Genomic DNA, 22,681 nt, shown 5'->3' on the forward strand with positions numbered 1-22,681 from the left:
TCGCCACGGACCTTGCCCATGAAACGACTCCACGTCATCGATTCCCACACCGGCGGCGAACCGACCCGCTTGGTCATGCAAGGCTTCCCCGCCTTGCACGGGCGCAGCCTGGCCGAGCAGCGCGACGAGTTGCGCGACCGGCACGATCACTGGCGCCGCGCCTGCCTGCTCGAACCGCGCGGCAACGACGTGCTGGTCGGCGCGCTGTACTGCCCGCCGGTATCGCCTGACGCCACCTGCGGGGTGATCTTCTTCAACAACACCGGCTACCTGAACATGTGCGGCCACGGCACCATCGGCCTGATCGCCTCGTTGCAGTACCTGGGCCTGATTGGCACAGGTCTGCACAGGATCGACACGCCGGTCGGCCAGGTCAGCGCCACCTTGCACGAGGACGGTGCCATCACCGTCGGCAACGTGCCGTCCTACCGTTATCGCCGCCAGGTGGCGGTGACGGTGCCGGGGCATGGCGTGGTGCACGGCGACGTCGCCTGGGGCGGCAACTGGTTCTTCCTGGTCTGCGAGCATGGTCAGCGTCTGGCACTGGACAACCGCGAGGCGTTGACCGCCTACACCTGGACGATGCTCGAAGCGCTGCAGGCGCAGGGCATCACCGGCGAGCAGGGCGCGCCCATCGACCATGTCGAGCTGTTCGCCGACGACCCCCATGCCGACAGCCGCAACTTCGTGATGTGCCCCGGCAAGGCCTACGACCGCTCGCCCTGCGGCACCGGCACCAGCGCCAAGCTGGCCTGCCTGGCGGCGGACGGCAAGCTGCAGCCCGGCCAGGTCTGGACCCAGGCCAGCATCACCGGCAGCCAGTTCCACGGTCGCTACGAGCCGCATGGCGAGGGTATTCGCCCGTTCATCACCGGCCGCGCCTACCTCACCGCCGACAGCACCCTGCTGATCGACGAGCACGATCCGTTCGCCTGGGGCATCTGACCCCGGTTTCTTCTTCCACTGAACAGCCTCAGGAGCAATCACAATGACCGACAACATTTTCAGCGGCACCATGCCCGCGCTGATGACCCCCTGCACTGCCGACCGTACACCCGACTTCGACGCGCTGGTGCGCAAGGGCCAGGCGCTGATCGAGGCGGGCATGAGCGCCGTGGTCTACTGCGGCTCCATGGGCGACTGGCCGCTGCTGACCGAAGCCGAACGCCAGGAAGGGGTGGCGCGTCTGGTGGCTGCAGGTATTCCCACCATCGTCGGCACGGGCGCAGTGAACACCCGCGAGGCGGTTTCCCATGCTGCCCACGCGGCGAAGGTCGGCGCCGCTGGCCTGATGGTCATTCCCCGGGTGCTGAGCCGCGGCGCCTCGCCGACCGCCCAGAAACATCACTTCTCGGCCATTCTGGCGGCCGCACCGGCGCTGCCGGCGGTGATCTACAACAGTCCTTACTACGGCTTCGCCACCCGCGCCGAGCTGTTCTTCGAACTGCGCCGCGCGTTCCCCAACCTGATCGGCTTCAAGGAGTTCGGCGGCGGTGCCGACCTGCGTTATGCCGCCGAACACATCACGTCCCAGGATGACCAGGTGACGCTGATGGTCGGTGTCGACACCCAGTTGGTGCATGGCTTCGTCAACTGCAACGCCACGGGTGCCATTACCGGTATCGGCAATGCCTTGCCTCGCGAAGTGCTGCAGTTGGTCAGTCTCAGCCGTGCAGCCGCCAAGGGCGACGCCCGTGCCCGTCGCCAGGCCCGTGAACTGGAGTCGGCGCTGGCCGTGCTTTCGTCGTTCGACGAGGGCTGCGACCTGGTGCTGTATTACAAGCACCTGATGGTGCTCAACGGCGACCGCGAGTACAGCCTGCACTTCAACGAAAGCGATGAACTGAGCGTCGCCCAGCGTCACTACGCCGAACAGCAGTACGCGCTGTTCCGCACCTGGTACGCCAACTGGTCGGCCGAGCAGAACCTCGCCTGAGCCCACCCTGGGCTGCCTCGCAGCCCGTTTTCCCCTTCATCGAATGCCCAGGAGACGCCATGAGGCTCACCGGTAACCTGCTGCTCGGCCAGACCTCGACACCCGGCGTCGGCGCTGCCGTTCACGCCATCAACCCAGCCACGGCCCAGCCTCTGGAGCCGGCCTATCTCGGCGCCAGCCGCGAGCAGGTGGCCCAGGCCTGCGCGCTGGCCGAGGCCGCGTTCGACACCTATCGGGAAACCACGCTCGAGCAACGGGCGCTGTTTCTCGACGCCATCGCCAATGGCATCGAAACGCTGGGCGATGAGCTGGTCGAACGCGCCGTCGCCGAAACCGGCCTGCCCAAGGCGCGCATTCAGGGTGAGCGCGGGCGCACCTGCCAGCAACTGCGCCTGTTCGCCCGCGTGGTACGCGCCGGCGAATGGCTGGACGTGCGGATCGATCCGGCGCTGCCCGAGCGCCAACCGTTGCCGCGTCCGGACCTGCGCCAGCGCCAGGTGGCGCTCGGTCCGGTGGCGGTGTTCGGCGCCAGCAACTTCCCCCTGGCCTTCTCGGTCGCCGGTGGCGACACCGCCTCGGCGTTGGCTGCCGGGTGCCCGGTGGTGGTCAAGGCCCACGGCGCCCATCCAGGCACCAGCGAGCTGGTGGGCCGTGCGCTGGCGCAGGCGGTGAGCGATTGCGGGCTGCCGGAGGGCACTTTTTCGCTGCTCTATGGCGTGGGGCATGAGGTGGGCATCGCGCTGGTCAGCGACCCGCGCATCAAGGCGGTCGGTTTCACCGGCTCGCGCACTGCGGGCATCGCCCTGTGCCGGGCGGCCCAGGCGCGTTCGGAGCCTATCCCGGTGTACGCCGAGATGAGTTCCATCAATCCGGTGTTCCTGTTCGAGGCGGCATTAGGCGCACGGACCGACGCGCTGGCACAGGGTTTCGTCGCCTCCGTGACCCAAGGCGCCGGGCAGTTCTGCACCAACCCTGGCCTGGTCATCGCCCGTCAAGGCCCCGACGTGCAGCGCTTCATAGACGCGGCCAGTGCGCAACTGCGTCAAGTCGCAGCGCAGACCATGTTGACCCCGGCTATCCACCAGGCCTATGAGACTGGCGTCGGCCAACTGCGCGCCCATCCCCAGGTGCAGGCCGTCGCCAGTGGGCTGGCCGGGCAAGGGCCGAATCAGGGCCAGGCCCAGCTTTACGTCACCCAGGCCGACGCGTTTCTGGCCGACCCTGGGCTCGCGCACGAGGTATTCGGCGCGGCGTCGTTGCTGGTGGTGTGCCGTGACGATCGGCAAGTGCATCAAGTGGCCGAGCGGCTGGAAGGGCAGTTGACCGCCACGCTGCATCTGGACGCGGCCGATATCGACAGCGCCCGCCGCCTGTTGCCGGTACTGGAGCGCAAGGCCGGGCGGATTCTGGTCAACGGCTGGCCGACCGGCGTGGAAGTCTGCGATGCCATGGTCCATGGCGGGCCGTTCCCGGCCACTTCCGATGCCCGCACTAGCTCGGTGGGCAGCGCCGCGACCCTGCGCTTCCTGCGCCCGGTGTGCTACCAGGATGTGCCTGATGCCTTGCTCCCCAAGGCGTTGCAGCAGGGCAATCCACTGAGGCTGAGGCGCTTGCTCGACGGCAGACGGGAAGCGTGAGCATGGATCAGCCGCTGGATACCGATATCGCGGTGGTGGGGGCAGGCATCGTCGGGGTTGCCTGCGCCCTGCAACTGGCTCGTCAGGGTCGCCGGGTGATGTTGATCGATCGTCAGCCGCCGGGCATGGGGGCCTCGTATGGCAACGCCGGGCACCTGGCCAGCGAGCAGGTGTTTCCCATCGCCGATTGGTCGATCTGCAAGCGCCTGCCGGGCATGCTGCTGGACCCGATGGGCCCGCTGCGCCTGGACTGGAAATACCTGCCCAAGGCCCTGCCGTGGTTCGCCCGGCTGTTGCTCAACCTGCGTCCGGCACCCTACCAGCGCACGGTGGCCGGCCTGCGTCGGCTCAACGAAGGCAGTCTGTCGGCATGGCAGCGATTGCTGGCCTTGATCGGGCAGGGCGAACTGTTCCGTGGTGACGGTTCGTTGCTGGTGTACGAGCGGCCCGAGTCGCTGCAACCCCTGGTCGCCCTGCGCACGCGCATGCAGGCGCAGGGGGTGCCGGTCGACCTGTGGTCGGCCGAGCGCTTGCACGAGACGGCGCCGCAGTTGAGCGACAGGCTGCTCGGTGGCTTGTTCTTCCCCAATACCGGACATTTCGTCGATCCGTATCGGCTGCTCCGTGCGCTGTTCGACGCGGCCCTGGCCCACGGCGTGCGCTTCGTCCAGGCCGAGGTCCAAGGCGGACAGGTGCACGCCGAGCAGGTCCAGTTGAGCGGCGACCACGGCAGGATTGCGGCCCGACAGGTGCTGATCTGCTGCGGTGCCCATTCGGCCCACCTGACGCAGGCATTGACCGGCCAGCGGGTGCCGTTGGACACCGAACGCGGTTATCACCTGATGTTGCCGAACGAGCGGCAGCGCCTGCCCGTGGCGGTCACGTCCTGGGAGCGCCGCTTCATCATGACGCCCATGGAGGGCGGGCTGCGGCTGGCGGGCACGGTGGAATTCGCCGGGTTGCAGGCGCCGCCCAACCTGCCGCGCGCCTGGCAACTGCATCGGTTGAGCCAAGGCCTGTTCCAGCGTGAATTGTCTGCCGAAGGGGCGACTCCGTGGATGGGCATGCGGCCCTCGCTGCCCGATTCGCTGCCAGTGATCGACCGAGCATGCGCGGGCCGCGTGTTGCTGGCCTTCGGGCACCAGCACCTGGGTTTGACCCAGGCCGCGCTGACGGCCGAGTGGGTGGGCCGTCTGGCCCATGAAGCCGCTGGCCCGGAAATGGCAGCCTATCGGCTGGATCGCTTCTGAAACGACGCGGCCGCGCGACCCAGGAGAACAGCGCGGCCGCAGTCGATAGCGCGCAGGTCAGGCCACGCGAATGATCTGGCCGTTTTCGCGTGCGGCTTCCAGCCGGATGGCGATGAACTTCGACGTCGGCGTGTGGCTGCCGTCGCCGATGCTCTCCAGCGGCACCAGCGGGTTCACCTCAGGGTAGTAAGCCGCCGCCTGGCCTGCCGGAATATCGAAGGCCAGCAGGGTGAAACCGTGCACACGGCGCACGTGCTCATCGCCCCACAGCGACACGATGTCGACCTTCTGCCCCGGTTTGAAGCCCAGGCGAATGATGTCGGCCTCGTTGGCGAACAGCACCTCGCGCTGGCCGCGCACGCCGCGATAACGGTCGTCCAGGCCATAGATGGTGGTGTTGTACTGATCGTGCGAGCGCATCGATTGCAGGATCAGGTCCGGCAGTTGGCCGCTGGCGCGTACGCGTTCGTCGAGCAGGCTATCCGGCAGCAGGTTGGCCCTGAAGTTGGCGCGTCCGCTGGTGGTCTTCCACTGCCGTTCGCCGGCGCTGTTGCCCAGGTAGAAACCACCCGGCTTTTGCAGGCGCTGGTTGAAATCGGTGAAGCCGGGAATGGTGTCGGCGATCAGGTCGCGGATGCGGTCGTAGTCGGCCACCATCCAGTTCCAGTCCACCGGATGGCTGCCCAGCGTGGCGGCGGCGATGCCGGCGATCACCGCAGGCTCGGAACGCATCTGCCGCGACAGGGGCGCAACTGGCCGTTGGAGGGGTGAACCATGCTGAACGAGTCTTCTACCGTCACCGCTTGTGGGCCTTCGCCTTGCATGTCGATGTCGGTGCGCCCCAGGCACGGCAGGATCAGCGCCTGCTGGCCGTGGATCAGGTGGCTGCGGTTGAGCTTGGTGCTGATGTGCACGGTCAGTGCACAGTTGCGCAGCGCCTGGGCGGTGCGCTCGGTGTCGGGCGTCGCCTGGGCGAAGTTGCCGCCCAGGCCGATGAACACCTTGGCCCGACCTTCGAGCATGGCGTGGATCGCCTCGACCGTGTTGTGGCCGTTGCTGCGCGGGACCGGGAAGTTGAAGCGCCGCTCGATGGCATCGAGCAGGGCCACCGGTGGGCGCTCGTTGATGCCCATGGTGCGGTCGCCCTGCACGTTGCTGTGGCCACGCACCGGGCACAGGCCAGCGCCAGGCTTGCCGATGTTGCCGCGCAGCAGCATCAGGTTGACGATTTCCTGGATGGTCGGCACCGAGTGGCGGTGCTGGGTGATACCCATGGCCCAGCACATGATCACCCGCTTGCCCTTGCAGTACATGCGCGCTGACAGCTCGATATCGTCAAGCGTCAGGCCCGACTGCTCGACGATCTGCGCCCACGGCGTGGCCTCGACCACGGCCAGGTACTCGTCCACGCCCTGGCCATGCTCGGCGATGAAGGCGTGGTCGAAGACCGCTGGCTCGCCCTTGGCCTGGGCCTCGCGTTCCCATTGCAGGAGGAATTTGGCCATGCCGCGCAGCAGCGCCATGTCACCACCCAGGGCCGGGCGGAAGAACGCGGTGTTGGTCGGGCGGTCGCTGTTGAGCAGCATTTCCAGCGGGTGCTGCGGGTGCTGGAAGCGCTCCAGGCCACGCTCCTTGAGCGGGTTGACGCAGACCACCTGGGCGCCGCGCTTGACCGCATCGCGCAGCGGATCGAGCATGCGCGGGTGGTTGGTGCCGGGGTTCTGGCCGAGCACGAAAATCGCGTCGGCATGCTCGAAGTCGTCGTAGGTGACGGTGCCCTTGCCCACGCCGACGCTCTGGCCCAAGGCCACGCCGCTGGCCTCATGGCACATGTTCGAGCAGTCGGGGAAGTTGTTGGTGCCGTAGGCGCGCACGAACAATTGGTATAGGTAGGCGGCCTCGTTGCTGGCGCGCCCGGAGGTGTAGAACTCGGCCTGATCCGGCGATTCCAGCGCCTTGAGGTGCTCGGCGATCAGCGCGAAGGCGGCGTCCCAGTCGATTGGCCGGTAACGGTCGCTGGCCGGCTCGTAGACCATCGGCTCGGTCAGTCGGCCCTGGTATTCCAGCCAGTAGTCGCTCTGCTCGAGCAGTGCGCTGACGCTGTAGCGGGCGAAGAAGGCGGCGTCCACGCGGCGCTTGGTCGCTTCCCAGTTGACCGCCTTGGCGCCGTTCTCGCAGAACTTGACCATGCCGCTTTCCGGCGAATCGCCCCAGGCGCAGCCGGGGCAGTCGAAGCCGCCATGCTGGTTGGTCTTGAGCAGGGCGCGAATGTTCTTCAGCGCGTTGTCGCTGCCCACCCAGGCCTTGGCCACGCTGCGCAACGCGCCCCAGCCACCGGCGGGGCCGTGGTAGGGCTTGTAGCGAGGGCTGGAAGCAGGGGCGTTGTCTGGAACTTTCTCGTAGGAGGTCACGGTTTTACGACTCCGCCGCGGGGCTGAACACCCGCGGTGCGCTGTGTTTGGGCAGATGGATGAGGTTGAGGTTGTGCTGGCGCGCCCACTGCAGGGCAAGGCCTGTGGGCGCAGAAAGGCTGACCAGGGTCTGGATGCCGGCGCGCAGGACTTTCTGGATCAATTCCAGGCTGCAGCGGCTGGTGACGATGGCCAGGCCGCCCTGGGTGTCGATGCGTTGGCGCAGCAGGGCGCCGATCAACTTGTCCAGGGCGTTATGTCGACCAATGTCTTCACGGCCCAGCAGCAGTTCACCGTTGCGGTCCATGAACAGCGCGGCATGCACCGCGCCGCAGTGCTGGCCGAGCGGCTGGAAGGCGTCGATGCGTCGGCGCAGATCGTCCAGCCACTGCACCGGCGGCAGCGGCGCGCCGGGCAGGCGTTGCAGCGCTGGCAAGGCCTGCTCCAGGGCTTCGACGCCACACAGGCCGCAACCGCTGGTGCCGGCCAACTGGCGGCGCTGGTCCTTGAGGTTCCAGAATGCGCGGCTGGAGATTTCGACATCGGCGTACAACGCCGAGCCGCTGCCGGAGAGCTTGACGTCGTAGATGTCTTCAAGGTTGGCGACGATGCCGCTGCCGATGCTGAAGCCGACGGCGAAGTCTTCCAGGTCGGTCGGGCTGACCAGCATCACCGCCTGGTTCAGGCCGTTATAGACGATGGCCAGGGCGACTTCTTCGGCCAGCGGCGTACGCTCGCCCGTCTGGTCGGACAACTGGACATAATCGTAGGTGTTGCTGGCGGCGGGCAGGGACAGGGGGGTTGAGGCCGCGCAGACCGGAGGCTTGCTGTTCATCGGGACGGATCACCGGCGGCTGGTATACGCATACAAGCCTAGTGCCAGTGGCTGTGCGGCGTCTAATCGTTAGGTTCTATACCGTGATAGGCCGCGTCGATTGGTCGCAGCAGGCGCCCAGGGAATTCCTCGCCTAGACTGAACCGTTCCGAGCACTCATCTACTAAGGAGCACGTCATGAGCATGTTCAGTTTCGTCAAGGAAGCCGGCGAGAAGCTGATCGAACTGCTGACCCCTGCCAATGCCAAGGAACAGTTGAAGAAGCATTTGCAAAACGTGGGCCTGGGCAATCCGAACATCACGGCCTCGGTCGAGGGCGACAAAGTCATTCTCAAGGGCGAAGTGGCGAGTCAGGAGGAGAAGGAGAAGATCGTCCTGACGGCGGGCAACATTGAAGGCGTGGCCTCGGTGGACGAACAGATCACCGTCAGTGGTGCGGCCGACAAGGCGGCGCGGTTCGTCACGGTGGAGCCGGGCGATACGCTCAGTGCCATCTCCAAGCGGGTGTATGGCGACGCCAACAAGTACCAGAAGATCTTCGAGGCCAACAAGCCGATGCTGTCGGACCCGAACAAGATCTATCCAGGGCAGGTGCTGCGCATTCCCGACTGAGCCGCGCGCGGTAGTCTTCGCGGGGTCGCCCGCGAAGCGTCCGTCACAGGCCCTGTAACAACGCCCGATAATCCTCGACTGCATCGAATTCCTGCGTGTCACGCTCTGCTGCGCGGCTGTCGGGCTGGCGCACGGCCAGCAGATGGCCAACGCCGAACCGACCTGCGCTGCGCAGGATCGACAAGGTGTCGTCGATGAACAGGCTGCGCGCTGGCTCGAAGTCGATGTCGGCGCGCAGGGCGTCCCAGAACTGCGGGCTCTCTTTCGGGTAGCCGTAGTCGTGGGAGCTGATCATCCGCTCGAAGTAGGGCGCCAGCTCAATGCGTTCGAGCTTGAGCGACAGCGAGTCGCGGTGGGCATTGGTGATCATCACCACGCGCTTGCCGGCCTGGCGCAGCGCGGCCAGGAAGGTGTCGGCGTCCGGGCGCAGGGCGATCAGGTCGGCGATTTCGCGCTTGAGCTCACGGATCGGCAGGCGCAATTCGCGGCTCCAGAAATCCAGGCAATACCAATTCAGCGTGCCCGCATGCTGCTCGAACAGCGGGCGCAGCTCCAGTTCGGCCATGGCCCGGCTCACGCCGTGCAATTCGGCATAGCGCTGGGGCAGGTGGTCGAGCCAGAAGCGATTGTCGTAGTGCAGGTCGAGCAGGGTGCCGTCCATGTCCAGCAGGACGGTGTCGATGGCGGACCAGGGCAGAACAGGCATGGGAAACTCTCGTCAGGTCGGCAAGCCACGGTATAGTAACCCGTTCATGCCAAGGAGCCGCACCCATGCGCCAGAAACCCACCGTCCTCAGTCGCGAGATCGTCGCCAGCAGCCGTCTGTTCCGGGTCGAAGCCGTGCAGTTGCGTTTCTCCAACGGCAACGAGCGCACCTACGAGCGCCTGGTCGGTCGCGGCAATGGTTATGGTGCGGTGATGATCGTGGCGCTGATCGATGCCGAGCATGCGCTGTTGATCGAGGAATACTGCGGCGGCACCGACGAGTACGAGCTGTCGTTGCCCAAGGGCCTGATCGAGCCGGGCGAGGACGTGCTGGCCGCCGCCAACCGCGAGCTCAAGGAAGAGGCGGGTTTCGGTGCGCGTCAGTTGGAACACCTCACCGAACTGTCGCTGTCGCCTGGCTACATGAGTCAGAAAATCCAGGTGGTGCTGGCCAGCGACCTGTACGAGGAACGTCTGGAGGGCGACGAGCCCGAGCCAATGCGCGTGGACAAGGTCAACCTGCGCGAACTCTCGGCCCTGGCCACCCATCCGCAGTTCAGCGAGGGGCGCGCCCTGGCGGCGCTGTACCTGACCCGCGACCTGCTGATCCAACGGGGGCTGCTGAGCGCATGAACGATCTGCAACTGATGCACGAAGCGGTGACCCTGGCCCAACGCGCGGGCGAGGCGATCCTGCCGTTCTGGCGTACCGACGTCGCGGTCAGCAACAAGGCCGACGATTCGCCGGTCACCGCCGCCGACCTGGCCGCGCACCGCATCATCGCCGATGGCCTGCACGCGCTGGCGCCGCACATCCCGGTGCTGTCCGAGGAAGACTGCGACATCGCCCTGGCCGTGCGCGAAGGCTGGACGCGCTGGTGGCTGGTCGATCCGCTGGACGGCACCAAGGAATTCATCGCCGGCAGCGAGGAGTTCACCGTCAACATCGCCCTGGTGGACAAAGGCGAGGTGGTGTTCGGTGTGGTGGCGACGCCGACCAATGGCCGCTGCTACTTCGGCGGACGCGACCTGGGCGCCTGGCATCTCACGGCGGGCGGACTGACCCGGGCGATTCGGGTGCGCACCGCAGCACCGGCCGACGCGCGTTTCACCGTGGTCGCCAGCCGTCGCCACACCAGCCCCGAGCAGGAGGCGCTGCTGGCCTCGCTGGGCGCTTCGGTCGGCGAGCTGGCATTGGCGAACATCGGCAGCTCGTTGAAGTTTTGCCTGCTCGCCGAAGGTCTGGCGGACTTCTACCCCCGCCTGGCGCCGACCTCGCAATGGGACACGGCAGCGGCGCAGGGCGTGCTCGAAGGGGCAGGCGGCGAGGTCATCGATCTGGCGGGTCAGCCGTTTCGCTACCCGCCGCGCGAGTCATTGCTCAATCCCTTCTTCCTGGCGCTGCCCAGTGACGCCGAGTGGCGCGACGCGCTGCTGTGGACGATCCTCAAGCAGTGATACAACCTGCTTTCTACCGGTGCAGTACGTATTGGCCGCTGAACACCACAGCGGCTGCTTCGCTGCCCTGGTTGGCGACCGTGGTCTGCAACGTCAGCCGCGCCCGGCCGCGCCGCTGATACAGCGCCAGGAAACGTTGCCAGTCCTTGTCCGGCGGCGCCTCGCAGCAGGCCACGGCGGTGCCGGTGACCGGTAACGGATAACTGATCTGCCCTTCCTGAATGACGATATGCCCATCGTCGATGCCCAGCTCGCGCAAGCGCAGGTGCAGCCAGCCCCAACCCGCCAGCACCGCCGCGCAGTAGAGACTGCCGCCGAACATGGTGCTCTTGTGGTTGACGTTGGGTGCCAAAGGCAGCGCCAAGCGCAGGCGTTGCGCCTGCCAGTCGAGCACCTGCAGGCCCATCTCGGCGGTCAGCGGAATATCGTGGTGCAAGACCTGTTGCAGGTATTGGCTGTCGCGGCTCATGGGCGCGTTTCCTCGTGGTCGTCATGGCCGCCGCTGCCGTCGGCGAAGCTCAGGCCATGTTTGCGCAGCTTGTCGTGCAGGGTCTTGCGTGGAATGCCCAGGGCCTCGGCCAGGCTGCGCATGGAGCTGTGCGGCTGGCTCAGCTCGGCGGCGATAAGCGAGCGCTCGAACTGCTCGACCTGCTCGCTCAGCGTGCCGCCACGCTGAGGCTCGGCGCTGGGGCTGGCAGCGCTGGCCTGCTCGTCCAGGGCCAGCTCCAGGCCCAGGGCGAAGCGCTCGGCGGCGTTCTGCAGTTCGCGCACATTCCCTGGCCACTCGTGGCGCAGCAGCAACGCGCGTTGCGCCGGTTGCAGGGTGTGCGGCGCCAGGCCGTGGCGCTGGCTGGCGGCATCGGCGAAATGCTGGAACAGCACCAGGATGTCGTCGCCGCGCTCGCGCAGTGCCGGAATGCGCAGCGGCGCGACGTTCAGGCGGTAGTACAGGTCGGCGCGGAAGCGCCCCTGATCGGCGGACTGGCGCAAGTCCTCCTTGGTCGCGGCGATCACGCGGATATCCAGCGGGACCAACTGGTTGCCGCCCAGGCGCTCGACTACGCGCTCTTGCAGCAGGCGCAGCAGCTTGACCTGCACATCCAGGCTCATGCTCTCGATCTCGTCGAGGAACAAGGTGCCGCCGTTGGCGAACTCGAATTTGCCGATGCGCCGTTTCTGCGCGCCGGTAAACGCACCAGGCTCATGGCCGAACAGCTCGCTTTCGACCACCGATTCGGCCAGGGCCCCGGCGTTGATGGCCACGAACGGGCCGTCGCGACGGCTCGACAGGTCGTGCAGGGCGCGCGCCACCACTTCCTTGCCGGCGCCGGTCTCGCCGAGGATCAGCACGTCGGCGCGGGTGCCGGCCAGCGCGCCGATCTGCTCGCGCAGGCGCTGCATCGGCGCCGAGTGGCCGACCAGCCGGGTCGACAGTTGCTGGCGGTCGCTCAGGGCCAGGCGCAGGCTGCGGTTGTCCAGCACCAGGCGGCGCAGGGCCAGGGCGCGGCGCACGCTGTCGAGCAGGGCATCGCTGGCGAACGGCTTTTCCAGGAAATCGTAGGCACCGGCGCGCATCGCCTGGACCGCCAGCGGCACGTCGCCGTGGCCGGTTATCAGCAGTACCGGCAGTTCGGCGTCGAGCCCGTGCAGTTGTTCGAGCAGTTGCAGGCCATCGATGCCCGGCATGCGGATATCGCTGACCACCACGCCGGGCCAGTCAGGCTGCAGGCGCGCGGCCAGGCCCTGGGCATCGGCCAGGGCGGCGACCTTGAGGCCGGCCAGGTCCAGTGTCTGGCTCAGGGCCTGGCGCAGGTGCGGATCGTCATCGACCAGGATGACCTGGATTTGGCTGTCGATCAGTGGCTCGGTCATGCCGAGGAATCCTCCGAGGGTTGCAGGTTGGCGCCCGGCGGCGCAACGCGCAGTTGCAGGGTCAGCAGGGCGCCGCCTTCCGGGTGGTTGCCCAGCAGCAGCTCGCCGCCCAGGGCGCGCATCAGGCTTTCGCAGATCGCCAGGCCCAGGCCCAGACCCTGGGTCCGGGTCTTGGTGGTGAAGAACGGTTCCTTGGCGTGTTCCAGGGCTTGGCGACTGAAGCCCGGGCCGTTGTCGCGGATGTACAGGTAGACGTTGCCATCGCGCTGTTCAGCACTGAGCCACAGGCGCCGCGGATTGGCTTTTTCGGTGAGGGCGTCGAGGGCGTTGGCCAGCAGGTTGCCGAGCACCTGGCGCAGGCGGGTTTCGCCGGCCTGCACCCACAAGGTCGCGTCGGGCAGGTCGCGGGTCAGTTCCACCGCCATCGCCCGGCGACGCTTGGCCAACAGCGCCAGGGCATCGTCCAGCGCCGGTTGCAGGGCCACGCTTTCCGGCGCATGGCGGTCGCGGCGGGCGAAGGCGCGCAGGTGCGCGATGATCGAGGCCATGCGCCCGGTCAGCTCGCCGATCAGCTTGAGGTTGCCACGGGCGTCCTCGGTGCGCTGGTGATCGAGCAGCACCTCGGCATTCTCGGCATAGCTGCGAATGGCCGCCAGCGGCTGGTTGAGCTCGTGGCTGATGCTCGCCGACATGGTGCCGAGCACCGACAGCTTGCCGGCCTGGACCAGTTCGTCCTGGGCGCGCACCAGCTCCTGCTGCGCCTGCTCGCGCTCCAGCACCTCGTTCTTCAAGCGCGTGTTGAGCCATTCCAGGTCGGCGGTGCGCGCCACCACGCGGTTTTCCAATTCCTGGCGGCCACGCGCTTCCAGCTCGATGCGGTCCATGTAGTGACGCCGGCGCTGCATCACCAGCCCGGCCAGGAGCATGGTCACCAGCAGGGCGGCGGCGCCGATGGCCATGACCGTCTGCACCGAGCGATCGACCAGCATACGCGGCGCCAGAATGCTCACCTGCCAGCCGGTTTCCTGGATGTCGCGGGTCTGGGTCAGCCAGGCGTCGGGCTCCAGGTGCAGGGGCTGCGGTGCCTGGGTCGGATACGGTTGGATGGCGATCATCGCCGTGCGCTCCTGCTCGGTCAGCCCGCGGGTGGCACGGAATCGCCATTCAGGACGCGAGGTGAGCACCACCACGCCGTTCTGGTCGGTCAGCAGCAGTTGTTCCGGCGTGCGCCCCCACAGGGTTTCGGTATGGTCCAGGTCCACCTTGACCACCAGCACGCCCACCACCCGCTCTGCGTCACGCACGGCGGCGGCGAAGAAGTAGCCGCGCTTGGCCGAGGTGGTGCCCTGGCCGAAGAAGCGCCCCAGCCGGCCCTGCATCGCTTCGATGAAATACGGCCGGAAGGCGAAGTTGCGACCGACGAAGCTGTCACGCTTGTCCCAGTTGGAGGCGGCCAGGGTGTTGCCGCTGACGTCCATCAGGTACATCACCTCGGCGCCGGTCTGTTGGGTGATTTCGCGCAGCAGGCGATTGGCGTTGGTCACCGCCTCCAGGCGGAACGGGTCGGCCAGCACCCCGCGCAGGGCCGGCAGGTCGCCGAGGATCTGCGGCAGGGTTTCGTAGCGGTGCAGGGTGCCGAGCAGGTTGGCGACGTAGAGGTCGAGGGTCTGGCGATTCTGCGAGGCCAACTGGTCCTGGTAGTAACGTTCGGCCAGGTGGTGCAGGGGCCATAGCAACGGGGCCAGGCACAGCGCCAGCAGTGCCAGGCTGCGCCAGCGGGGACGTCGGGAAGGGGTCGGAATCGAGAGCATCGCCAAGTGCGCCAGAAGGATCTGACGCGATTATGCGCTAGTTCAGGCAGTCGTTCAGCGCCTGCTGCCAATGCGGCTGGCTGACGTACCACTGCTGGGCCAGGCGCGAGCAGTCCAGCCGCGAATTCAGCGGGCGCCGCGCCGGAGTCGGGTATTCGCTGCTGGGAATCGGCAGCAACTCGGCGCAGGGCAGGCCGCGCGCTTGCAGGTGCGCGGCGATGGCCTGGGCGAAGCCAAACCAGGAGGTCTCGCCCTGGGCCGTGAGGTGATAGGTGCCCCAGGCGCCGGACTGACCGGACTGCCAGCGTTCGATCAAGGCGCGGGTGCTGGCGGCGATAGTGCCGGTCCAGGTTGGGGCGCCGATCTGGTCGTCCACCACCTTCAATTGCGCGCGCTCCTGCAGCAGGCGCTGCATGGTCAGCAGGAAGTTGCGCCCGTGCAGTGAATACACCCAACTGGTGCGCAGGATGAGGTGTTCGCCGCCCACGGCGGTGATCGCCTGCTCGCCGGCCAGTTTGCTCTGCCCGTAGACGCCCAGGGGATTGGGCGTGTCGGCTTCGGTGTAGGCGGCGGTCTTGCTGCCGTCGAACACGTAGTCGGTGGAATAGTGGATCAGCGGCGCCTTCAGGCGCGCGGCTTCCTCGGCCAGCACGCGCGGGCCTTCGGCGTTTATCGCGTAGGCCAGCTCGGCTTCGCTTTCGGCCTGGTCCACCGCCGTGTGCGCAGCGGCGTTGACGATCAGGTCCGGTGCCAGCCGACGCAGCGGCGCGCGCAGCGCTTCGGGATCGGCCAGATCGAGCTGGTCGCGACCCAGCAGGCGCAGTTCGCCCAGACCGGCCAAGGCCCCGTGCAACGCTTGGGCGAGCTGGCCGTTGTGCCCGCAGACCAGAATCTTCATGGGAACAGCTCCGCGTCCTTCAGCAAAGGGCCGACCTGGTCCTTGGCCGAGAGCAGCGGGGCACCCTGCAGTTGCCAGTCGATGCCCAGTTGCGGATCGTCCCAGCGGATGCAGCGCTCGGCGGCGGGGTTGTAGTAGTCGGTGGTCTTGTAGAGAAAGTCCGCCGACTCGCTCAGCACCACAAAACCATGGGCGAAGCCGGGGGGACCCACATCTGGTGCTGATTGTCGGCCGACAGCCGGGCGCTGACCCAGTGTCCGAAGGTGGGCGAGCTGCGACGGATGTCGACGGCCACGTCCAGCACTTCGCCCTGGGTCACGCGTACCAGCTTGCCTTGAGGATTCTGCAGTTGGTAATGCAGGCCGCGCAGTACGCCGCGCTGGGAGCGTGAGTGGTTGTCCTGGACGAATTGGGTTTGCACGCCCGTGAGCTCGGCGAAGGCGCGGGCGTTGTAGCTTTCCAGGAAAAAGCCACGGCTGTCACCGAATACCTTCGGTTCGATGATCAGAATATCGGGAATGGCGGTGCTGATAACGTTCATCGTGCTTCTTCAGCCAGCTTGCTCAGGTAGTGACCGTAGCCGGTCTTCTTCAGTTCATGTGCCTTGGCCAGCAGGCGCTCCCTGCAGATCCACCCCTTCTGGTAGGCGATTTCCTCCAGGCACGCCACCTTCAGGCCCTGACGGTGTTCGATGGTCTGCACGTACTGCGAGGCTTCCAGCAGGCTGTCGTGCGTACCGGTGTCGAGCCAGGCAAAACCCCGCCCGAAGCGCTCCACGCGCAGGTCGCCGCGTTGCAGGTAAGCGTTGGTGATGTCGGTGATTTCCAGCTCGCCGCGGGCCGAGGGGCGCACGCCCTTGGCGATCTCGACGACGTCGTTGTCGTAGAAATACAGGCCGGTGACGGCGTAATTGGAACGTGGCACGGCAGGTTTTTCTTCCACCGACAGCGCCTTGCCCTGCTCGTCGAACTCGACCACGCCGAAGCGCTCGGGGTCCTTGACCATATAACCGAACACCGTCGCCCCGCTCCGGCGGCTGACGGCCCGCTGCAACTGTTCGCTAAAGCCCTGGCCATGGAAGATGTTGTCGCCCAGGATCAGGCATACCGGGTCGCTGCCAATGAATGCCTCGCCGATCAGGAAGGCCTGGGCCAGACCGTCCGGCGACGGTTGCTCGGCATAACTGAGGTTGATGCCGAAGTGGCTACCGTCGCCGAACAGCGCGCGGTACTGCGGCAGGTCCTGGGGGTGGAAATCAGCAGGATGTCGCGGATGCCGGCGAGCATCAGCACCGAGATCGGGTAGTAGATCATCGGCTTGTCGTAGATCGGCAGCAGTTGCTTGGACACGCTCAGGGTGATGGGGTGCAGGCGAGTGCCGGAGCCCCCGGCGAGGACGATGCCTTTGGTCATGCGATCAGGTCCTTGAAGTCGGAATGGCCGAGGCGTTCGCCTTGATAGCTGCCGTCCTGCACATGCTGGCACCAGGACAGGTTGTCCAAGTACCACTGCACGGTCTTGCGCAGGCCGGATTCGAAGGTTTCCTGCGGCACCCAGCCCAGCTCGCGCTCGATCTTGCTGGCGTCGATGGCATAGCGCAGGTCATGGCCCGGGCGGTCCTGGACGAAGGTGATCAGGTCGGCGAAGTGGGTGATGTTGTCCGGGCGTTGTGGCGCAAGCTCGTCGAGCAGCGCACAGATGGCGTGTACCACATCGAGGTTCTTCTGCTCGTTGTGCCCGCCGATGTTGTAGGTCTCGCCCACCGTGCCAGCGGTCACCACGTTGACCAGCGCTCGGGCATGGTCCTCGACGAACAGCCAGTCGCGCACCTGCTGGCCGTTGCCGTACACCGGCAGTGGTTTACCCGCCAGGGCATTGAGGATCATCAGCGGGATCAGCTTTTCCGGGAAATGGTAGGGGCCGTAATTGTTCGAGCAATTGGTGATCAGCACCGGCAGCCCATAGGTGCGGTGCCAGGCGCGTACCAGGTGGTCGGACGCGGCTTTGCTGGCCGAGTAAGGCGAACTGGGGGCATAGGGCGTGGTTTCGCGGAACAGGTCGTTCTCGTCATGCAGGTCGCCGTACACCTCGTCGGTGGAAATATGATGGAAGCGAAACGCGGCACGTGCTTCGGCTGGCTGAGCGCTCCACCAGGCTCGGGTGGCCTCGAGCAGCGTATAGGTGCCGGTGATGTTGGCCTGGATGAATGCAGCCGGACCGTCGATGGAACGGTCGACGTGGGACTCGGCGGCCAGGTGCATGATTGCCTGGGGTTGGAAGCGCTCGAGCGTAGCACTGACGGCGGCTTGATCGCCGATATCGGCCTGGACGAACTCATAGCGGCTGTCCTGGGCGATCGGCTGCAGCGACTCGAGATTGCCGGCGTAGGTGAGCTTGTCGAGGTTCAGCACCTGATGGTCGGTGTGGCCGATCAGGTGGCGGATCAGCGCTGAGCCGATGAAACCAGCACCGCCTGTGACGAGAATACGCATAAGGTGTCACTTTCCTGGAAATCAGTGGAAGCCAGTAGGGCGCAGCCCCGGTCGGGCAGCGTCTCGAGGCCGGCAAAGGCTTCATCATAGCGCGTACTGCGGGCGTGCAGTGACAGACTGCAGCGAGCCCCACTTGCGTCCCGGCGAGGGTGGTGGCGTCATAGGCGAAATCGAGGCCGAGGTTCGCACCATGCCGCTGCACACCCTGATCCACCGCTCCAGCCTGCCACGCCCCCAGGTTTCCGAGACGCAGGCCCTCCAGGCCCTGCAGGCCTACTACGGTCTGCACGGGTCGCTGGTGCCTCTTGGCAGCCAGCAGGACGTGAATTTCCGGCTGGACAGCGATCAGGGTCGTTTCGTGTTCAAGCTTTGCCACGGCAGTTATGCACGAGTCGAGCTGGAGGCCCAGCATGCGGCACTGGCCTACCTGCGCGAACACGGCCTGCCGGTGCCGGCGGTGCGTGCGGCGTTGGACGGCAGCCGGTTGCTGGCCTTGCAGATCGGTGGCCAGGCCCTGCGCGGGCGCGTGCTCGAGTACCTCGACGGCCAGCCGCTGACGCGTGTGGCGCACCTGCCGCAGCGCTTGATGGCTGAACTGGGTGCCTTGTGCGCCCAGGTCGGCAAGGCCCTGGCCGGATTCGACCATCCGGGCCTGGAGCGTACCCTGCAGTGGGATCCGCGCCATGCCGGTGTGCTGATCGAGCACCTGCTGCCGGTGATCAAGAACCGCGCCCACCGCGAGCGCGTCGCTGAAGTGGCCAGCCAGTCGCAGCGACGCCTGGCGCCCTTGGTCGGGCAGTTGCCCAAGCAGGCCGTGCACCTGGACATCACCGATGACAACGTGGTCTGGGCGCTGGATGAGCACCTGCAATGGCAGGCGCGGGGGGTGATCGACTTCGGCGATCTGTCGCGCACCTGGCGCATCGCCGATTTGTCCGTCACCTGCGCGGCCATGCTCCACCATGCCGCTGGCGATCCGCTGCGCATCTTGCCGGTGGTCGCCGCCTACCAGGCGGTCAACCCGCTGGGCGAAGCCGAGTTGCGCGCCCTGTGGCCGTTGCTGCTGAACCGTTCGGCGGTGCTGGTGCTGAGCAGCGAGCAGCAACTGACGGTCGACCCCGACAACCAGTACATCCGCGACAACATCGCCCATGAGTGGGAGATCTTCAACACCGCCACCGCCCTGCCTGCCGCGCTGATGGAGGCGGCGATCCTGCATGCGGCAGGCATGGCACCGCAAACGCCGGACCTGGCCGGCTGCGCGCCGCTGCTGCCGAGCCTGGCGCGGGAGAAGGTCAGCCTGCTCGACCTCGGCGTGCTCAGCCCGCACTGTGACGCTGGCAATTGGCAACAGGCCGGCTTCGACCAGCGTCTGCTGCTCGCCCAGCCCGCGCCGGCCAGCACCCAGTACGGCCAGTATCGCCTGTCGCAGACCCACATCGACCGCCCGGACGAGCCGGCCACCTGTGCCCTGGGCGTGGAGTTGAAGCTGTCCATCGGAACCCTGCTGCACGCGCCCCAGGCGGGCATCTGGCTGAGCACCGGCGATGGGCGCGGCTGTCTGAGCACGGCCCAGTGGGGGCTGTGGCTGAGCGGGCTGGAGCGCACGCCCGAGGACGGCGAGTCGGTGGAAAAGGGCCAAGTGCTCGGTTCCACCTGCGGCCTGCTCGGCGTGCAGCTTGCGCTGGATACCGACATTCAGCCGCCGTTTTTTGCCAGGCCGTCGCAGGCGGCCACCTGGCTGGCCTTGTGCCCGTCGCCGGCGGCGCTGCTTGGTTTCGACTGCGACGCCGAACCGCTGGCCGACTCCCAGGCCCTGCTGGCCCGTCGCGATGCCAGCTTCGCCCGCTCGCAGAAGCATTACTACACCCAGCCGCCGCACATCGAGCGGGGCTGGCGCAACTACCTGATCGACATGCAGGCTCGCTCGTACCTGGACATGCTCAACAACGTGGCCGTGCTCGGCCATGGTCATCCACGCATGGTTGCCGAGTCGGCGCGGCAATGGTCGCTGCTCAACACCAACTCGCGCTTCCACTACGCGGCCATCGCCGAATTCTCCGAACGGTTGCTGGCGTTGGCGCCGTCTGGGTTCGACCGGGTGTTCCTGGTCAACAGCGGCACCGAGGCCAACGACCTGGCGATCCGTCTGGCCTGGGCCTACAGCGGCGGGCGCGACCTGCTCAGTGTGCTGGAGGCCTACCACGGCTGGTCGGTGGCCACCGACGCGATTTCCACTTCGATCGCCGACAACCCGCAGGCCCTGGAGACCCGCCCGGACTGGGTGCATCCGGTAGAGGCACCGAACACCTTCCGCGGACGTTTTCGCGGGCCCGACAGTGCGGCGGCCTACTTGCGCGATGTCGAGGCCAAGCTGGCCGACCTGGACGCGCGAGGGCGCCAACTGGCGGGGATGATCTGCGAGCCGGTGTATGGCAATGCCGGGGGTATCTCGCTGCCGCCGGATTACCTGCGCCAGGCCTACGCCCTGGTGCGGGCGCGTGGCGGGGTGTGCATCGCCGATGAAGTGCAGGTCGGCTACGGCCGTCTGGGCGAGCATTTCTGGGGCTTCGAAGAGCAGGGCGTGGTGCCGGACATCATCACCATGGCCAAGGGCATGGGCAACGGCCAGCCGTTGGGGGCGGTGATCACTCGGCGCGAGATCGCCGAGGCGCTGGAGGCCGAGGGCTACTTCTTTTCCTCGGCCGGTGGCAGCCCGGTGAGTTGCCGCATCGGCATCGCGGTGCTCGATGTCATGCGCGACGAGGGGCTGTGGGACAACGCCCGCGAGGTGGGCCGGCATTTCAAGTCGCGCCTGCAAGCGCTGGTGGACAAGCACCCGCTGGCCGGTGCGGCCCATGGCTCGGGGTTCTACCTGGGGCTGGAGTTGGTCCGCGATCGTCACACCCTGGAGCCGGCCACCGAGGAAACCCTGCTGTTGTGCGATCGCTTGCGCGAACTGGGGATCTTCATGCAGCCGACCGGCGATCACTTGAACATCCTCAAGATCAAGCCGCCCATGTGCACCACGCGCGCCAGCGTGGACTACTTTGTCGACTGCGTGGATCAGGTGCTGGGCGAACTCACTGAATTCATGTCGATTAATATCGGCTAAATAAACGTCTAATTCATTATTTTAGGCTTTATTACCCTTTAATTACCGATTTGCATCGGATAAATTGGGCGGCATCCGGCCATTCGTGGCCCGGGCTCGCCCCCCAACTCTGCAGAGGCTTTCCATGAAGACCCTTGATTCGACTCCCCGCGCCGACGGTTTCCACATGCCCGCCGAGTGGGCGCCACAGACCCAGGTGTGGATGGTGTGGCCGGAGCGCCCGGACAACTGGCGCCAGGGCGGCAAGCCCGCGCAGGCGGCCCATGTGACCCTGGCCAAGGCCATCGCCCGCTTCGAGCCGGTCACCGTGGCGGTGTCGGCTGGGCAGTACGGCAACGCCCGTCGTCAGCTCGAGCTGCCGAACATCCGTGTGGTGGAAATGAGCAGCGACGATGCCTGGGTGCGCGACACCGGCCCGACCTTCGTGATTGACGACCATGGCGAAGTGCGTGGGGTCGACTGGGGCTTCAACGCCTGGGGTGGCTTTGACGGCGGTCTGTACGCGCCGTGGAACCGTGACGAAGAACTGGCCGCCAAAGTCATGGAAATGGAGCGTTGCCAGCGCTATTACACCGAAGGCTTCGTGCTCGAGGGCGGCTCGATCCATGTCGATGGCGAGGGCACGCTGATTACCACCGAGGAATGCCTGCTCAATCGCAACCGCAACCCGCACCTGAGCCGCGAGCAGATCGAAGAGGTCCTGCGCGAGCAGTTGGCGGTGCAGACCATCGTCTGGTTGCCCGATGGGCTGTACAACGACGAGACCGACGGCCACGTCGACAATTTCTGCTGTTACGTGCGTCCAGGCGAAGTGTTACTGGCCTGGACCGATGATTCCAATGACCCCAACCATGCCCGTTGCCACGCCGCCTACGAGGTGCTGAAGAACACCCGCGATGCCAAAGGGCGCGAGTTCGTGGTGCACAAGATGCCCATTCCTGGACCGCTTTATGCCACCGAAGAAGAATGCGCCGGCGTCGACCAGGTCGCCGGCAGCCAGCCGCGCGATCCCTCGGTGCGCCTGGCCGGATCCTACGTGAACTTCCTGATCGTCAACGGCGGCATCATCGCGCCCAGCTTCGACGATCCAGCCGACGCCCGCGCCAGAGCGATCCTCACCGAGCTGTTCCCCGACCACGAGGTGGTGATGATCCCCGGCCGTGAGCTACTGCTGGGCGGCGGCAATATCCACTGTCTGACCCAGCAGCAGCCGGCGCCGGTCAAGCGCTGAGCCGGCCTCTAGCCTGCCAGGGACGGTGCTGATTCGAGCGTCGCTCGCGATGATCGATCAACACCCTGGCACAGCTCTTGTATCGCATTCAGCCGGATGGTTCAGGCAGGGGGCCACACCCCCGTTCTGTAACATTCACCCGGTAGTTTGGCCGCTCACGCCTCCAGGGAGTACGTGTCGAAATGAATGCAGCAAGTGAGTCGGCTATGTCCCCCGTGGCGATCGATCACGAATCGCTCAAGGTGTTGGCGCAGTGGTTGAAGCACCATGGAAGCCTCCGGGTCAGGAAGACCGATCCACGCCGCCTTCTGGATGCGCGATACCCGCAGGGATTGCTCAGCGACGCAGAGCTCGACGCGCTCGCCGCTGTCTGGCACTGACCGCCAGCCCGGTATCGCGACGGCAAACGCCACCGTTCAC

At 66.5% G+C, this 22,681-nt stretch carries 17 protein-coding genes and 3 pseudogenes; 10 read left to right on the forward strand and 10 right to left on the reverse strand.

The genetic code is table 11. From position 1 onward, the window contains the following. Window positions 1-18 precede the first annotated feature (18 nt). Genes GKC70_RS01565 through GKC70_RS01580 form a run of 4 tightly spaced genes read left to right on the forward strand, consistent with a single transcriptional unit; the run spans window position 19 to window position 4,823 of the window. Window positions 19-945, forward strand: coding sequence for a 4-hydroxyproline epimerase (locus tag GKC70_RS01565; RefSeq protein WP_342650246.1), 927 nt, complete (start codon window positions 19-21; stop codon window positions 943-945). A 43-nt stretch (window positions 946-988) separates the two neighbouring features. Continuing rightward, on the forward strand, window positions 989-1,936 hold the full coding sequence (locus tag GKC70_RS01570; protein ID WP_342650247.1) for a dihydrodipicolinate synthase family protein: 948 nt from the start codon (window positions 989-991) through the stop codon (window positions 1,934-1,936). Window positions 1,937-1,995: 59 nt separating this feature from the next. Next, window positions 1,996-3,573, forward strand: a complete 1,578-nt coding sequence (locus GKC70_RS01575; protein ID WP_342650248.1) for an aldehyde dehydrogenase (NADP(+)) — start codon at window positions 1,996-1,998, stop codon at window positions 3,571-3,573. A gap of 2 nt (window positions 3,574-3,575) precedes the next feature. Next, window positions 3,576-4,823: an FAD-dependent oxidoreductase gene (locus GKC70_RS01580; protein WP_342650249.1), complete on the forward strand. Its 1,248-nt coding sequence runs from the start codon at window positions 3,576-3,578 to the stop codon at window positions 4,821-4,823. A 57-nt stretch (window positions 4,824-4,880) separates the two neighbouring features. Here the strand turns inward: GKC70_RS01580 and GKC70_RS01585 are convergent. Then, window positions 4,881-7,234, reverse strand: a pseudogene (locus tag GKC70_RS01585) (FdhF/YdeP family oxidoreductase). A gap of 4 nt (window positions 7,235-7,238) precedes the next feature. Beyond that, window positions 7,239-8,069: a formate dehydrogenase accessory sulfurtransferase FdhD gene (gene fdhD / locus GKC70_RS01590; protein WP_039581379.1), complete on the reverse strand. Its 831-nt coding sequence runs from the start codon at window positions 8,067-8,069 to the stop codon at window positions 7,239-7,241. A gap of 177 nt (window positions 8,070-8,246) precedes the next feature. On the opposite strand from fdhD, the gene lysM reads away from it, so the two are divergent. Continuing rightward, window positions 8,247-8,681 carry a peptidoglycan-binding protein LysM gene (lysM, locus tag GKC70_RS01595; RefSeq protein WP_342650250.1) on the forward strand — a complete coding sequence of 145 codons (435 nt, stop codon included), beginning with the start codon at window positions 8,247-8,249 and terminating at the stop codon, window positions 8,679-8,681. Window positions 8,682-8,724: 43 nt separating this feature from the next. On the opposite strand, the gene yrfG is transcribed toward lysM, so the two are convergent. After that, window positions 8,725-9,387: a GMP/IMP nucleotidase gene (gene yrfG, locus GKC70_RS01600; RefSeq protein WP_342650251.1), complete on the reverse strand. Its 663-nt coding sequence runs from the start codon at window positions 9,385-9,387 to the stop codon at window positions 8,725-8,727. 65 nt (window positions 9,388-9,452) lie between these two features. Between yrfG and nudE the strand changes: the two genes are divergently transcribed. Then, window positions 9,453-10,019, forward strand: a complete 567-nt coding sequence (gene nudE / locus GKC70_RS01605; RefSeq protein WP_029612833.1) for an ADP compounds hydrolase NudE — start codon at window positions 9,453-9,455, stop codon at window positions 10,017-10,019. After that, a complete protein-coding gene (gene cysQ, locus GKC70_RS01610; RefSeq protein ID WP_342650252.1) occupies window positions 10,016-10,843 on the forward strand; it encodes a 3'(2'),5'-bisphosphate nucleotidase CysQ in 828 nt (275 codons plus the stop codon). The genes nudE and cysQ overlap by 4 nt, the downstream gene beginning before the upstream one ends. Window positions 10,844-10,856: 13 nt before the next feature. On the opposite strand, the gene GKC70_RS01615 is transcribed toward cysQ, so the two are convergent. From GKC70_RS01615 to rfbB, 7 genes and pseudogenes are all read right to left on the reverse strand, one after another. Continuing rightward, complete coding sequence (locus GKC70_RS01615) at window positions 10,857-11,312, reverse strand: YiiD C-terminal domain-containing protein (protein WP_342650253.1); 456 nt, start codon at window positions 11,310-11,312, stop codon at window positions 10,857-10,859. Then, window positions 11,309-12,715 carry a sigma-54 dependent transcriptional regulator gene (locus GKC70_RS01620; protein WP_342650254.1) on the reverse strand — a complete coding sequence of 469 codons (1,407 nt, stop codon included), beginning with the start codon at window positions 12,713-12,715 and terminating at the stop codon, window positions 11,309-11,311. The genes GKC70_RS01615 and GKC70_RS01620 overlap by 4 nt, the downstream gene beginning before the upstream one ends. Beyond that, complete coding sequence (locus GKC70_RS01625) at window positions 12,712-14,526, reverse strand: ATP-binding protein (protein ID WP_342650255.1); 1,815 nt, start codon at window positions 14,524-14,526, stop codon at window positions 12,712-12,714. Before GKC70_RS01625 ends, GKC70_RS01620 begins: the two co-directional genes overlap by 4 nt. 37 nt (window positions 14,527-14,563) lie before the next feature. Then, a complete protein-coding gene (gene rfbD / locus GKC70_RS01630) occupies window positions 14,564-15,424 on the reverse strand; it encodes a dTDP-4-dehydrorhamnose reductase (protein WP_342650256.1) in 861 nt (286 codons plus the stop codon). Then, window positions 15,421-15,965: pseudogene (gene rfbC, locus GKC70_RS01635) on the reverse strand (dTDP-4-dehydrorhamnose 3,5-epimerase). Before rfbC ends, rfbD begins: the two are co-directional and overlap by 4 nt. Further along, window positions 15,962-16,836: pseudogene (gene rfbA, locus GKC70_RS01640) on the reverse strand (glucose-1-phosphate thymidylyltransferase RfbA). Before rfbA ends, rfbC begins: the two co-directional pseudogenes overlap by 4 nt. Beyond that, window positions 16,833-17,915, reverse strand: a complete 1,083-nt coding sequence (rfbB, locus tag GKC70_RS01645) for a dTDP-glucose 4,6-dehydratase (RefSeq protein WP_342650257.1) — start codon at window positions 17,913-17,915, stop codon at window positions 16,833-16,835. The pseudogene rfbA and the gene rfbB overlap by 4 nt, the downstream one beginning before the upstream one ends. Window positions 17,916-18,105: 190 nt before the next feature. Here rfbB and GKC70_RS01650 point away from each other — a divergent pair, with 190 nt between their 5' ends. From GKC70_RS01650 to GKC70_RS01660, 3 genes are all read left to right on the forward strand, one after another. Beyond that, window positions 18,106-21,030 carry an aminotransferase gene (locus tag GKC70_RS01650; RefSeq protein ID WP_342650258.1) on the forward strand — a complete coding sequence of 975 codons (2,925 nt, stop codon included), beginning with the start codon at window positions 18,106-18,108 and terminating at the stop codon, window positions 21,028-21,030. Between the two features lie 124 nt (window positions 21,031-21,154). Then, on the forward strand, window positions 21,155-22,261 hold the full coding sequence (gene aguA / locus GKC70_RS01655) for an agmatine deiminase (RefSeq protein ID WP_342650259.1): 1,107 nt from the start codon (window positions 21,155-21,157) through the stop codon (window positions 22,259-22,261). A 182-nt stretch (window positions 22,262-22,443) separates the two neighbouring features. Next, window positions 22,444-22,641, forward strand: coding sequence for a hypothetical protein (locus tag GKC70_RS01660; RefSeq protein WP_029612828.1), 198 nt, complete (start codon window positions 22,444-22,446; stop codon window positions 22,639-22,641). The last annotated feature ends 40 nt before the right edge of the window (window positions 22,642-22,681 follow it).

The organism is Pseudomonas sp. REB1044, assembly GCF_038813925.1.
Taxonomy (GTDB): domain Bacteria; phylum Pseudomonadota; class Gammaproteobacteria; order Pseudomonadales; family Pseudomonadaceae; genus Aquipseudomonas; species Aquipseudomonas boreofloridensis.